Origin of the sequence: Magnetospirillum sp. ME-1 (genome assembly GCF_002105535.1) — a bacterium.
Lineage (GTDB): Bacteria > Pseudomonadota > Alphaproteobacteria > Rhodospirillales > Magnetospirillaceae > Phaeospirillum.
This window is the reverse complement of sequence record NZ_CP015848.1, coordinates 2,410,545-2,424,100: the sequence shown is the minus strand read 5'-3', so window position 1 is coordinate 2,424,100 and position 13,556 is coordinate 2,410,545. Positions and strand designations below refer to the sequence as shown.

At 48.6% G+C, this 13,556-nt stretch carries 16 protein-coding genes; 5 read left to right on the top strand and 11 right to left on the bottom strand.

Going from position 1 to position 13,556, the window contains the following annotated elements; genetic code table 11:
• Positions 1-170 precede the first annotated feature (170 nt).
• Positions 171-716, bottom strand: coding sequence for a tyrosine phosphatase family protein (locus tag WV31_RS11435; protein ID WP_085375552.1), 546 nt, complete (start codon positions 714-716; stop codon positions 171-173).
• 135 nt (positions 717-851) lie between these two features.
• On the opposite strand from WV31_RS11435, the gene WV31_RS21615 reads away from it, so the two are divergent.
• Positions 852-1,160, top strand: a complete 309-nt coding sequence (locus WV31_RS21615; protein WP_145980850.1) for a DUF6626 family protein — start codon at positions 852-854, stop codon at positions 1,158-1,160.
• Positions 1,161-1,208: 48 nt separating this feature from the next.
• Here the strand turns inward: WV31_RS21615 and WV31_RS11430 are convergent, their stop codons facing one another.
• A complete protein-coding gene (locus WV31_RS11430; RefSeq protein ID WP_085373682.1) occupies positions 1,209-1,778 on the bottom strand; it encodes a hypothetical protein in 570 nt (189 codons plus the stop codon).
• Positions 1,779-2,558: 780 nt separating this feature from the next.
• Here WV31_RS11430 and WV31_RS11425 point away from each other — a divergent pair.
• Positions 2,559-2,996, top strand: coding sequence for a hypothetical protein (locus WV31_RS11425; RefSeq protein ID WP_237051267.1), 438 nt, complete (start codon positions 2,559-2,561; stop codon positions 2,994-2,996).
• A gap of 427 nt (positions 2,997-3,423) precedes the next feature.
• On the opposite strand, the gene WV31_RS11420 is transcribed toward WV31_RS11425, so the two are convergent.
• Positions 3,424-3,876 (bottom strand): bacteriohemerythrin, encoded by a 453-nt coding sequence (locus WV31_RS11420; RefSeq protein WP_085373680.1) that lies wholly within the window; start codon positions 3,874-3,876, stop codon positions 3,424-3,426.
• Positions 3,877-4,291: 415 nt separating this feature from the next.
• Positions 4,292-4,873, bottom strand: coding sequence for a tyrosine-type recombinase/integrase (locus WV31_RS11415; protein WP_085375551.1), 582 nt, complete (start codon positions 4,871-4,873; stop codon positions 4,292-4,294).
• A gap of 525 nt (positions 4,874-5,398) precedes the next feature.
• Between WV31_RS11415 and WV31_RS11410 the strand changes: the two genes are divergently transcribed.
• On the top strand, positions 5,399-5,827 hold the full coding sequence (locus WV31_RS11410) for a response regulator transcription factor (RefSeq protein ID WP_168185927.1): 429 nt from the start codon (positions 5,399-5,401) through the stop codon (positions 5,825-5,827).
• A gap of 60 nt (positions 5,828-5,887) precedes the next feature.
• On the opposite strand, the gene WV31_RS11405 is transcribed toward WV31_RS11410, so the two are convergent.
• The 3 genes from WV31_RS11405 to WV31_RS11395 form a co-directional block, all read right to left on the bottom strand.
• Entirely contained in the window at positions 5,888-6,718 is an 831-nt protein-coding gene (locus WV31_RS11405; protein ID WP_085373678.1) for a DNA adenine methylase, read from the bottom strand.
• Between the two features lie 127 nt (positions 6,719-6,845).
• On the bottom strand, positions 6,846-7,238 hold the full coding sequence (locus WV31_RS11400) for a hypothetical protein (protein WP_085373677.1): 393 nt from the start codon (positions 7,236-7,238) through the stop codon (positions 6,846-6,848).
• A 333-nt stretch (positions 7,239-7,571) separates the two neighbouring features.
• Positions 7,572-9,530, bottom strand: a complete 1,959-nt coding sequence (locus WV31_RS11395) for a hypothetical protein (RefSeq protein ID WP_145980848.1) — start codon at positions 9,528-9,530, stop codon at positions 7,572-7,574.
• 511 nt (positions 9,531-10,041) lie between these two features.
• Here WV31_RS11395 and WV31_RS21610 point away from each other — a divergent pair.
• Together WV31_RS21610 and WV31_RS11385 are read left to right on the top strand one after the other, a co-directional pair.
• Positions 10,042-10,749: a hypothetical protein gene (locus WV31_RS21610; RefSeq protein ID WP_145980847.1), complete on the top strand. Its 708-nt coding sequence runs from the start codon at positions 10,042-10,044 to the stop codon at positions 10,747-10,749.
• Between the two features lie 112 nt (positions 10,750-10,861).
• Positions 10,862-11,206 carry a hypothetical protein gene (locus tag WV31_RS11385; protein WP_085373674.1) on the top strand — a complete coding sequence of 115 codons (345 nt, stop codon included), beginning with the start codon at positions 10,862-10,864 and terminating at the stop codon, positions 11,204-11,206.
• 123 nt (positions 11,207-11,329) lie between these two features.
• On the opposite strand, the gene WV31_RS11380 is transcribed toward WV31_RS11385, so the two are convergent.
• From WV31_RS11380 to WV31_RS11370, 4 genes are all read right to left on the bottom strand, one after another.
• Positions 11,330-11,782, bottom strand: coding sequence for a DUF1465 family protein (locus tag WV31_RS11380; protein WP_085373673.1), 453 nt, complete (start codon positions 11,780-11,782; stop codon positions 11,330-11,332).
• A 185-nt stretch (positions 11,783-11,967) separates the two neighbouring features.
• A complete protein-coding gene (locus WV31_RS21605; protein WP_145980846.1) occupies positions 11,968-12,285 on the bottom strand; it encodes a CZB domain-containing protein in 318 nt (105 codons plus the stop codon).
• Positions 12,286-12,754: 469 nt separating this feature from the next.
• Positions 12,755-13,321 carry a hypothetical protein gene (locus tag WV31_RS22460; protein WP_237051265.1) on the bottom strand — a complete coding sequence of 189 codons (567 nt, stop codon included), beginning with the start codon at positions 13,319-13,321 and terminating at the stop codon, positions 12,755-12,757.
• Positions 13,311-13,547, bottom strand: coding sequence for a hypothetical protein (locus tag WV31_RS11370; protein WP_085373672.1), 237 nt, complete (start codon positions 13,545-13,547; stop codon positions 13,311-13,313). The genes WV31_RS22460 and WV31_RS11370 overlap by 11 nt, the downstream gene beginning before the upstream one ends.
• Between the last annotated feature and the right edge of the window lie 9 nt (positions 13,548-13,556).

The window sequence follows — 13,556 nt, the reverse complement described above, 5'->3', positions numbered from 1 at the left end:
CATTTATCAATATGTGCGGAGTATATTATGCGATTGAATGATTTTACTATTTCACCGGAAGATGCTGTTTCTGTTGCTCCGGGACGATTGCCGCCTGTTTATGATGAAAACCTCATTAGATTTGAGGTAATGGCCCTCCTTGATCTGCTCCGAGGTGCATTACATGATGCTCAGCGTCTGCTCGATCTGATTGACCGGCGATCAACTCCTTGCTTATGACCATCAATCGCGGCAACCATTCGCCCTTCAAACCCAAGAATCTTGTCCGCGAATCGGACAATCAGGCGATTGGGCATGGCACCTGGACGAAGACCGAGGATCAGGTCCATGGCTTCATCTGTGGTCATGTGCAGGCAGGCCAGTACATATGCCGCTGCGGTGGACCTCGATACCCCGGCCCAACAATGGATCAGCACCCTGGCTCCAGCAGGAATTACCCTGCCAAACTGGATGATGGATTCGGCATGGTCCACGCTTGGGTGTTCGTTCCGTCCCTGTCGATCAAGAGACCTTCCGACGACTCCCCCCATGGCATGCAGGTCAAAAAATCTGAGACTCAGCACCTTGATCAATCCAGGGAAGACCAGTGGGTCATGATCGTCCTCCCCAGGGTCCAAGATTGAGATGACGTGCGTTGGGTTGAAGGCTTCCAGTTCGTCTGCAAGCTCATCCAGCCCGCAGATCGACATGGTGAAGGGCAATTTCGTCCTGGTCATGATGCTCCCCCTGTTCATGGCCGTGAACAATATCAGGTTTGAATGTGTCGGCCAATTTGGGCGATCAAAATAAGTGCCTCCATATGAAGGCGTTCGCTGCTGGGATAAATACACCTGCAACAGCAGGAGTCGTTCATGCGAAAATTAGAAGAGATATATAAAGAGTTTCATTCGTTGGGAATTGTAACTTCTGTTCGCGAATTTGGTGAATGGTTAAACAGAAGCGAAAGCTACCTTAGTAGTTCAAAATCAAGAGGCAGACGAATTTCGACAGAAGCACTTTTGGCTTTGGCATCAAATGTGTCTGAGGTGATTGATTCGACAAATGAAGCATCAGTTCTTTGTTCCGATGAAATTCAGATCAAGGAACTGCAAGAAGGTGTCAAGGCACTCAAGATTCTGGAAAATGAAGCATGGACCGAAATATGGCGTCGGGTGAGGTGATGGGGGATGTGGCAGGAAGTACCTCCTCCTGCCACACCACATTCATGATCACGCAGCTTTCGGCGTAGTAGCTGGGATCGGCTTGTGTGTCGGACGACGCCAAACCCATCGCATGTATTTGCCCGGCACCACGATGATCTCACCCCTTTGGGTCGTCAGGGTTTGAATGTGCTCGATGGTACCAAGACGTGGGTCTTCATCGGATGGCTTGCTGATATTGATTGCTTTCAAGTCGATCACGATCATCAACCCGTTTCGGGATAGGACGAAGTACGGCAGCAATGTGTCCTCATTGCCAATTGCCGCTGGTTCGCCGATCCGTCCGTCCGTTTTGGCTATCACAGGGCTGAAATAGGTCCGTTCCTGGGCCTGATGGGCTTCGTGATAGACACGGTATAGCTCGACATGGCTGGCCCGGCTCTTATGGACGCCATTGAGTAGCTTAGTCACGTCCTTGTGTTCCACAAATTGAACGCGATATGTGGTCCCGTCGATAATTACGTTTCCGGTGAATACATAGCGATCCGAAAATGAGACGGATTTCCGTCCCCGCTTCGGTTCTGTTTTGGGCGTTTCCGCCCATATGCAGATATACTCAAGTTCAAGTGATTGGTTCATTTCCTTTTTCCTGTTTCTGTAGTTAGTCCGTATTGAAGGCTAAGTCATTGAGTTAGTCCGTATTGCAGGACAAGTTGGAAAGTTAGTCCGTATTGCTCTTCAATACGGACTAAGTCCAACATGGCTATTTATGAATCAGATATATACAACACCGACAACTCACTCCTTTCGTTTGTCTCAACACCATGACGCCTTCGGCGTCGAGATGAAGTCCGTTCATGATTTCGTAGTTACAACACCGACAACTCATCACTTCGTTCTGTCTCAACACCGGGACGCCTTCGGCGTCGAGATGAATTCAGTTCATAAGTTCATGGCTACAACACCGACAACTCATCACTTCGTTCTGTCTCAAAACCACCCTGCCTCTGGCAGGAAATCAGATCGGTTACGCCTGTGGCGGCTCATGCCGCATCACATGAAGTAGCCGAAGGCGTATCATGCCCTCGACGAGCTATTTTCTGTCGGGCTAACATGAACCGGCAATTTGTTTGTTATTTGCCGATGGCTAATATATGCGGAAATATTCAGCCATATCGAATCAGGTCGCAGGCCGGTATGACCTTGCTAACTTCCATCCATGGAGAAATCAGACCATTTTGTGAAATGAATTGCGATCACTTATCAGGCTTAACGACTGATGGCTAAATCCATCACTACATTGATGTCGAGACACCATGTGGCCGTGCGGCCATATCATGAAATATATTCATGTGGCCATCTTGGCCTTTAGTAAATACGGCTATATCATTCATGCAATGTTGATGCATGGAGGCCATTATGTTGCAGCTTAAGTTTTCCGAAGAGAAGAAGATGCTTGTTTCCGAAGCACGCAAGAAGTCCCCCCGGCAGGTTGTGCTGGACGGCATTCATAATCAGGTGGAACTGCTGAAGAATCCGAACTACACGGTGGAACGGGTTCGATATTCCAAGGGAACCGAAGGCGGCAACACCCGTCTAAGCATCAGTCGTCCGCCCCAACCCTGGTTCTGGCGGTCGGCCAAAGACGGTAACCTGCTGCTGGAAATTCGTTACGGCAGGACGCCTGTCGAACTTCAGGGACAGGGGATGCCCAATACGATTGTCGCCGGTAAAGCCAATGCCGATGCCATCAAGGTGTTGGAACAGATCGCCACTGCCGTGAAGGCCGGTGAACTCGATGAACCTCTGGAGGCTGCCAAGATCAAGGCGAGGCACCGTCGCAACAAGGTCGAGTAGCAGATCATCATCGGATTGCGTTACCGGGGCAGGTTGGTGATCAATTAGGGGGATGTCATCGGCAAAATGCGATGACCAGCAAATCGCTTAACCCTCCGCAATGATTCATCGGCCTGCCCAATTTTCTGCTCACGTTGGGATTCACTCAGAACACGATGGGTGCCAGAGGAGCCAAGGCTTTCTTTTGACAGCATCAAAATCGCTAAATCTTACGCATTTGGTCAATGCAGTTAGTGTTTATATAATTTGCCTTAAATTTATGATCCAGCTTTAAGCGTCACAATCTATCTCGTGCCTTTGTGGCTCGTCTATGGCATGGCATAATTTTATTGGCTGGCATCTTGAGCCCACTCTGCTCACCCGTGCATTCACGCATGCTTGTCTTGTTAATTTTTTCAACAAGTTATGCAAATGTTAAATAATTTGGCTAATCAAATTTCATATAATTAGCGATTGTGCCGCCATCAATCCCCATCTCATCAATGTATTTTTTTAGTTTTTGATCTTCTTCTTTGATGTGCGAATTTATCCAATCATTAATTGTATTGGCAAGAAAATAAATAGCCTTCCGATCATCGACGCAAATGCTTAGTGCTTGTTCATTAATAATTGCAAGAAACTGTTCATGTCTTTCAATATGGTTATCTATCCATTGAGCGTATCCAATCCGCCTCATGAATAGCTCTTCACGATCAAAGTGTGCTCTGGCGTAATTTTTTAGAAGCTTTACGGAGTCTCTGAAGGATCGTGCATCTGCTTCGCCGGAGTTGGCCAAATCTACAATGAGATTGGCTATGTCGAAAAATACCTTATGGTCGTTATCAATTGTTTCGTTCCCAATTAGCAAGCTGTCTGTCCACACGAAGTATTCGTATTTCATTGCCAAATCTCCAGCGGCAGTACCAAACGGCTGTTTTGGTTCTGTATTAAAAACTGACTGTTCGTAGGGCTGAAAATAACGTAGCTGGGTCGCAAAGTTTGAGCGATGGTGATGGTCAGTGATATTTATATTTGGAGTGTTTAAGGCAAGCAGGACACTCTATGCGTGAAAAGTTTCGCATCGCAATCCACTGCCTTGGTAGGCCCATATGGAATTAGTCGTTGGGAAAACTAAATTTTATCGCATTGAGTTTATCTCGCCAACACGCCAAATTTTTCCTGCACCAAAGCAATATCACTCTGTTGCGTCAGGTTTTTGGAGGGGGACACGCCCAAATCGGGTTCTGTCTCGTGGCTCAGCAGGCTGATTGGAGATCAACCTTTCCTGCACACTTCCGTGGTGCCGACAAAGGCTGTCAGATCATGTTGACCAGACGCCGCTGTGAATCGGAATCGGATTCGATGTATCGGGCGGTCATAGTCAGGCTGCGATGCCCGGCAAGCTGCTGGACATCACGGAGAGAGCCACCGGCCTGTCCGACCTTCCTCGCAGCATTGGTGACGAACGTCCTTCTTCCCGAATGCGATGAGCAGCCCTGGAACCCAAGTCGGCTATAGAGACGAGCGAACCACGCGACGACGGTGTTCGCCGTCATCCCCACACCGCGTTCGGAAAAGATTACGGGATGGTCTGGACTGCGAATTCCACTGCCATGGAGTTCGAACAGGGCAGCACGCAGTTCACGGTTCAAAGGAATCGACCGGCCGGACAAACGCTTGGTGGCTTTGTCCTCCAGGTGGATGACATCCCCGACCTCACCGGTAGCGGTCAGTACCATCGACCATGTGATCATGGCGATTTCTTTGGCCCGAAAACCGGCCTTCGCGGACAGCAGGAACATCACACGATCTCGTGCTGCATGTCGGGTCGATCCAAGATGAAGCAAAACTGTCGAGATTTGGGTCGCCGTGAGAACCTTTGCCTGTTTGCCTGCCATAGTCGCCAACTCGCCATAAAGTTAAAGCAGAAGATAACTTTAAAACGAGTATAGCAGGATAGAATAAATCGGCCAAGGCCATGGCATTGAAAAATATGATGTAATTAGCAACTCGTTATGAAATACCTATTTCATGGCGAGTTTGCATTCTGTCGATTTAGCAATTATGAATTCTGATATTTCTCAAATTATTTGAATACGTGATTTACCAACTTGACGTTGTCGATATCGCGATGCATTGGATCATGTGGCCATCATCGTCAACCGCCAACTCGATGGTCCCGTGGGGCATGTAATGTATATCTGCTATCGTTCTATTCGGGTCCGATCATGAGTGGGGGCTGCTACGCTCATGCCGCGACGAAGAAGTTGTCCATCCGTCTTTTGGGTGGAGCAAAATTTTGATACCGTGGTGTTGGTCAAGGGCGGATAGACCACCCAAATGGGAAGTGCGGGTTCAATTTGTCATCCATCACAATGCCGCCTCAAAATTTCCTTGAGACCGCACCATTATGGAGTGGTGAGATGTCGCATCCCAGAAACCAGCCGTATCCGGCTCACCTTCTCGACTTTTCAATATTAGTTGTTGAGGATTGTGCCGCAACTAATAAAATTATTCACAAGCTTTTATTGGCGGATTCATTTAGCAATATTTTATCCGTAAGTAGCGGTGAAGAAGCCATTGAGCTTTTAAATAGCACGGAGAGATTGCCAGATATAATTCTTTCTGACTGGTCAATGGGAAATGTTGATGGTTTGCAGTTGCTCGAGTTTGTTAGAAATATGACGCCGCATTGTATTTTTATAATGGTAACAGTCCAGGACTGCCCAGAGGCAATTATGCTCGCAAAAGCCCATCATGTTGATGGATACATTGTGAAACCTGTGACGAGGCGAAAGTTGATTGATGAAATAGAGTTGACAGTTTCAAGGCTATCAATCGAACATGACTAAATGACCTGTGGCTGATGTTTCCCATCCGGCGTCATGCTCCATCTCGACGTGAATGTTTAATCAGGCGACCTGGATCATCTGGTCATCGTCGCGATGCCATGAACAACTGAATCGACGACCCATTGGTGTCATGCCAACTGCATCGGCCAGTTCGTCGGAAAACACCAATAACTCGGCCCCTACCTTGCCGGTTCCATAGGTCCAACTGGTGGCGACCATCGGATACCCTGCATAGAGCCGTCGCACCGATTCGTCGTTGTTGTAAGAAAGCAACCAGCATCCTGGTCGCGACCGAAGAACATCAGCGAGTCGAACGTGATCGAAGTTCCGGTGGGCATCACCTTTGATTCCATAGAGGTTGGATTTTTCGGGGGGCAGGAGGTAGGGCGGATCAAGGTAGGCAAAGGCATCAGGGTGCCACGATAGGCTGGTTGTGAAGTCGGCCTGCTGGATGCTGATATTGGGGATCGTGGTTCGTGCCAATTTGTTGATACAGGATGTGGTGAATCTTTCCCCAGAGTAGCCCCCTGAAAATGTCAGACCAGAATATGAAGCCCGATTGAGTGCGAAGAATGCTGCGGCCTGCATCACCGGGTCGGGGATGGAGAAGTACGTTTTCTGAAGCTGGTAGAACCCATCCCGGTCCATCGGGTGGAACTGGCGGGCAGCGTCGGCGACAGCACCTGCATCAATCCCAATCTGCTGCCAGCAGTTCACCAATGGTTCAAACAGATCGTATCCATGCACTCGGATGCCGCGTTGACCCAGGTCCAGTTCTACAGCACCGCCTCCGAGGAAGGGGGAGATCACTTCATCCACACCTTCTGGAATGAATGAAATAATTGTCTGCTTGCCTCTCTCTTTGCCACCTGGATATCGAAAAATTGCCATCAGATGTCACCATCAAACTGGTATTTATCAGTTTGATGAAGTGAGATTGTTTCTGAACCGCCTGAATGCCACGCATGAAAAAGCCCCGGCGAATTTCTCCGCCGGGGCTTGATGATAATTTAATCGATCACTTCTTCTTGCGACCGATTCCCTTCTTTTCGGCAGCCACTTTATCTAACTCAGAACGTTCGTAGATCAACTTGACCAACTTTTCGTCGCCGCCATTCGCCGCGTCGATCAGTCCCTGGAAAAGTGCTTTAAGATCGGCAAGGTTCGCAGCTTCAAACCACTCCGTGTCGTTAATGATCAGCGGTGACCGCAAAATCTTGAACTTGTAGCCTTCACCAGACCTCACGAACCAAGCAGTGCGGCTATTGATTTCGCCGCCATCGATGGCGGCCTGGACCGCCTCCTGCTGCTCACGCACCTTTTTGACAAACCGCGTGACGGGGGTGCTTTTTGAAGCGGTAGGGACGCGGGTCGGGGCCGGTGCGGCTTTCAGTTTGTCCAGAAACGACATGAATTAACTCCTAGATGCGGCGTTCTTAATGGACGCGAATCTCGTGACGCACTTTAACGCAGCCAAGGCATTCGAAACAAGCGGCGACTATGTATCTGATTTTTGCCCACACATCTTGTTTAGCAAGCAGCGGCGAGGCGTAAAATCTGATCAACCGCTTCAGCTATGCCGATATTACGGTTAAGGACAATCAGATTTCCCATATTTTTCAATTTGTTTTTTGGCCGCAACGCGGCGTTTTCCGTCCAGTACCTTGTTGATATCTCGCATCGCAAGAACGAGAGACACGGGCAACAATCGTTGTCAGAGGCTTATGGCGGATGCCGATAAGGCTTAATACCAAGTCGGATCATCATAATCCAGCAGGACATATTCGCAATCAGATTTACAATATAAAGTTGCTTCATCGCGGAACTGTGCGTAAGCAGTTTTGACCAAATCGGCTCGTCCCAGTTCATCTAATTCGGTGATGTCCTTAAACTCATGCTCATACCCTTCAACTTGGAAAATAGCATATTGGTGTGAGTGCTTTTTGCAGAATATCTTTGCTTGCATAAGGGACGGGAACTTCTTAACGAAGGTGTAGGTGTCATGACACCAATCTGTGCAAGCAGCCTTATCGAGCAACTCGTGGTAAAGACAATCTCGGTTATTTTCGACGCTGATTTGAGCCATGTATTTACCATAGGTACGGCCTTTTTTGACGCATTCTGGCGTCCTTACAGCCCCCTCTGGTCTTATTGCATCAAACTGAACCACGCCGTGAGCAAATGTGATCAGCTTAAGCAACACCGCTGCATTTATCCATGCGTCCACACTTTGAACGTCCCAATCCCAATATGAGATTAAATCCACATACGAAGCGGCGAATGGCTTGAAGTCATTGGCTGCATTTTCTGTGAAGTTTACCGTGTGCATGACTGATCCGGCGACCACAAAAATAAGTCCCGCTTTAAGACCCTCGGCAAGAGCGGAATAGATTTCCTCGTCGGTGTATTTGTTTTCGTAATATTCTGCTATATCGCCCACTTCACCAAAGTTACCAGAATCTTTATCCAAATCGTCAACGATTCTGTCGAGCAACGCGGCTGTGGCATCGCTTGGTGCCGCTTCCGCTTCGGTCGGTTCCTGTGCCTCCCCAGCGTCCGTGTCGCCTTCCTGGTGATCGTTATCGCCGGTCGGAACAGGTTCACCACCTGACGGCGGCGGATCGTCATCAGGGTCGGTATCGTCGTCAGCAGGCTTCTGTTGAGCCTGGATCATGACCCACAACGTCTCAAGCTTCTTGTGAAGAAGTTCGTCCGTCTCATTGGTGATCCGGTCACGGATCGACATGACCAACTTGGGTGAAGCGTCTCGCAGGTCCAACTGGTGAATCTCGGCGATCTGCATTTCCAGAAGGTCGTTCAAATGTTGGACGGCCACCATGGTCGGGGTGAATTCGTCCGACTGACCGTCTACGGTATCCCCGTCGCCTTCCTGGTGATCATTGGTCGGGACATCCTCACCACCTGACGGCGGCGGATTTCCAATTGGCACGAAGAAAACTTCGCCAGCCACTTCATTCGGTTTACCTTCCTCACCGATTGTCTCTTCGTCGCTGGCTACCCCGTCGAGATAGTTCCGCACTGCTTGCTTTGCGGCAAAGCTGATGGACCGATGACCAGGGCTGGGCGGTGGCAAATCCTTGATCGCATCCCATACCTCTTGGACCACCTTCTTGGGCAAGGTGGGCTTCCTGGGCTTGGGAGCGTCGGCCTTCTTGTTCTCTTGGAGCCACAGCTTTTCAATCGCGTTGATGCCGATGGTTGTGAGTTGGTCCCGTGCTGAGTTTTCCAGCAACGGCGGCTGTCGGGTGTGGAGCCAGTGGCACACCCGCGAATAACAGGTGATGGTGTCTTTGACCGCCCGCTTGTTGAAGGGGACGCTCTTGCGTTTGGCAATGGTGGCAAGGTTGAACTCGATGGCTCTGTGAAAGACAGGGTTCTGAACATCCGCCTTCGGAACCTTGACCTTGATATGGGTGCAGCGAACGTCAAATCCGTCAGGGTCGCTCAACGCCTTCAACACGATGCGATAGGCTGACATGACGCGATTAATCGCGTTTTCATCGGTGTTTGTTTTGGCCTCATAAAACGGCTCAAACTGAAACACCATATCATCAATCAGTTCTTCCCATTCTTCATCGCTATCGATGCGTGGCGGGTCTTCCTCAAAATGTCTACCGGGAGACATTTTGGCACTTTGTTTCGGGTTGGATGATGGGCTGTGTGCTTCGTAGTGGCTTTCCATGATACGCCCGCGACATGCATTGATACATAATCTTCATGCAAAAACATATCAGGGTGATTTGACGCATTTCAAGCCTACTTATCTCCTGGCATTTTGCTGCATTAAATTGTGCTATATAGTAATTTGGCATTAAGTCGCCCGATGAATGCCCCGCAAGTTATGTTTTCGTGAATGATGCGGCGGCCTGCTGCACCGCCATCACGCCAAACAATCAAGAATTCCGGCCAGAAAATATTTTTTCAAGCCGTAAATACTGTCTTACTATATGTCGCACATATCGCTCAGGTTGCAATTGACGATCACAAGTGCTGTTTGTATAAAAATATTTTCATGATTAAGTCGCATATTTTGTGTTAATAATCTTGATTATAACAATGTTTTACATTGTCGCTTTTTGTTTGACGAATGTGCAATTAGCTTTCTACCATATGTGACGTCGCAATATTGCCAACGAAGCATGCTTCCATCAAATGTGATGATCAGCTTTAAGGCATAAGTGGAGTGTTGAAAAATGAAATCGAGCCGGTTCTACGTCTATTTCGAAAACGACCCGTCAAACAGGAAGTGTTTGTGCGGGGCGATAAATCCGGTCTGGATGCAGGGCCTCGCAGCCCGAGCGTACCCGTACAGAATTGGTGATATTGATAAGATTGCCAAAGCGATCAGTCGGGAAGTTTCTTTTGAATCAGTAGATGAAGACGATGGCACGAAATGGGTAACTGTAGAATTAAAGGATGATGGTGAGGGTGAGGATGATGTTTTGGCCAGATTTGAAGGCGATGGAACCAACGTTGATTGGGTCTCCTGGCTAACTGATCACGTTCCAGCACCTAAAGTTGAGGCAAGGTATGACTTTTGCTCATGGGAAGATGTAAATGCCGTTGTTCCCGTTTATTGCGTCGTTGGCGGTGATTTGCTCATCGTAGATGGCGGAGAGAGTGGTCGAGGAACTCTCTATGATGAAGGAGATAATTACGGAATTAATGATGTGACACGTATGTATGTCGAAAAAGTGTGGTCTGATGCACACGACATGGAGCACATGTTAACTGGAAATCATACTTTTGAATTATCAGTTAGCAAGTGGAAAGGCGATGATTGTGATGAAGGTGATAGCGGGCATATTTTGTTCTTCACCGCCAATGAAGTCCGCAGGATGACCAAGCCAGATTTCAAGAACGAAGTTCTTAATGTGGTTTCAAGTTGGTTTGAGCGGTGAGACGCGAACGCTGCCGTTTGGCACATTTCTTGAGAATGTGCCCGGCGGCGGCCCAGGTGAATCCGCCAACCAAGTTGATCAAGATAATCGCTAAAAGCAGGAGCATTGGAAAATGAGCAAGGAACTCGTGTGCGAAATCATGAAAGAAAACCCTTCAAGCAGCGTCTTCATATGGGAGGAGGACGACGGAACTTTTATAGCGGACTTAACGCCGTTTGTAATGAGGCTTCTGACAATAAACAATGGGTGGCAGCCTTGGACCGAGGAACGTGGCTCCTTATTCCTGGTCAGAGGCAAGAAGCGAGAGGAAGCGAAGAAGGTTGGTGAAGACATTAACGCTGAATATGGGTTCCAGGGAATGATTATGGCTCACAAATACATCAGCAAGTTGCTTGGTGGCGTTGCTGCGAGGGAGCTTGATTTTGCGTGGAGCGGCGTCGGCCAATGGTTGGCCTGAACCGACTGCAATTGGAAGTGTGATGGGTGGTTCATTAGGTGGCGGGGGCTGGGCTGATCAGGCGAACATGGCGATATTCGGACGAAAAACTCGGACGCCAAGTCGGTGGCCGGTTCACGAAGATTACTGACCAGATAGGGCATCGCCTACTTCGTCGTTGTTAGATGATGTGTATTGACGCAATGCAGTGCGAACAAAACTTGATTCGAGCCGCTCAATCCGGAGAAAAAGATTGTGCGAACGATTCAGTAGTGATCGCAAATCATCGGAAATCACGGAATCATTACAATGCGATGTGTCCAAGCACACATCGTGCCCAGATAGCCTAAATCGTTCTTCCATCGCGTATTCTGCGGAAATCTCGCCGTCATAAACTGCACGCTGGAACATCAACCACGACATAACTTGTGTCAGGCGGCTTGTTAGCCGAAAAGCCTCATTGGTTATCCGAAGCCCCTTAACACCATCGACTTTTTGCCGATCCCGCCATTCGGTCTCCATCATGAAGGTCCGTGCTTCATCAAGCAGAGCCATGGTTTCTTCAAATGGGCCACGAAAATAGGTAGTTGTCCGCATCGCCGCACCTCACGTCACCACCAAGACGGGCAAATCGTTCCTGATGGTAACATGCGAAGTTTTGGCGTCAAATGCCATTCAATACCAAATGTCATACGTCTGCCTTAGCGGCTGTATGCGGTATTGCGGTAATGCGGAGCAATATCCCTTCGAAGAGGAGGGCTAATTGTCGCATTCAGAGACGATCAGAATCGTCGGATTGATTCATCATCAAGTTTCCGCGTAAAAGATGTCAAAGCTTCAAGGATCGTGCAAAATCCACCACCGCTCACGCTCGCAATTGATTCCAGATATGAAATAGCGATATTCGCATTTCCATTAAAATATTCAGTCATAATATTCGCCGTGTTTTTATGAAATTCCGCATGAACTTCGTATATTTTTAAATAGTATTCTGTGTCTCCGTAGGTGCTTCTTAGCCCATCGAGCCACACACCAATCCGGCATGCATCATATTGTGCTGCCTTTGTCGCATCTGCGAAACTAAAAGTACCGGCAGACATTTTTCCGATGATTTTATACAGGTAGTCCGCATGAGCCTACCCGATCGGGTGATATTTTATCTAATTGCATTTTACGTGTATTGCTTAACATCTTCATTTTCATGGCTTGCTTTTAATTATAAATAGACTTTATATTACTATACAATTTAAACGCATCATCCATTAGCGTCCGATCACATGCACATCGATTCGTCTCGGAACATTCGAGAATGTCCAGAACGGTCTCCCTTGCTTTGATTAAATTGTGATCTGTCGGGCTGATGGCGATGTCAGCAATCGCACATACAAGCTTTGTCTCGTGCTGGCACTTATGATCCATGATCGGCTGCCTCAGCGTAGATGCAAATTCACCATGCCGATCATTCAACGCTCTTATGCTGAACTCCCCATACTCCCAAATGGGAGGGGTGCTCAAAAGTTTCTGAAGATATTTGCCCCTCCGTCCAAAATCATGATGCCCTATGCGGGGCTAAACCTCCGATTTTTCGACATCTCTCGGCTGTAGGATGCCAGCCTCAATCCCAGCGGCAATTATAATGTCAGCCATCGGATATCGAACCTCTTCAGGTAGCGTGATGGCTGGCTTCCATTCGCCGCTGCTCGCTCGGAATTTCGGGAGTGAAATTCTGGTGTTGCGAAAGTCCGCTCGAACCTGAACCCCATGGATGATGATCTCAACGCCATCCAGCATGAGTGCGACATCGGCTAAAGCCAACAAGCTTCCCGCATTCTTCATGGGCGTGAAGTCGAGAAGTTCAATGTTGACCTGGGAAACTTCTGTGGTTTCCTCGGAGGGGGTATCCATAATCGGGATCATAGCAAATTTGCATTCGGCAGGAAGGCTTCTTCCCCTGCTCTTTTTAAAATGATCGTACTGAGGTTCAATTCCCTGGTGGCTCCCTCCCAAGACGAACAGCCACCACCGGGTTGGATGCTTTCCTCCGCATTTATCCGGTCTTTGAACGGTTCGGCGGTGGATTTCTCGCCAGTTCGACGCCGCCGGACCTTTTAAACCCTCTGCCTTCTCACGGTTCAACCGTTGGCTCTGCCGCAGGTATGAAGAATTCAGGATCGTTCAGCACCGAGATAGAGACGAGCCGCGATTCGCTCTGCTGGATGCAGTTTTCCAATCGGGCATGGGGAATGCCGTCCACTGTTTCCCAGACCCGCGTCACAACCCAAGCCTTGCTGGGTGGGTCACCGGCCTTCACAAACCTGCATCCCGGCTGAATCGCAGGAAGTTTCCGTTTAAACAGTCCCATTCAGCTTGA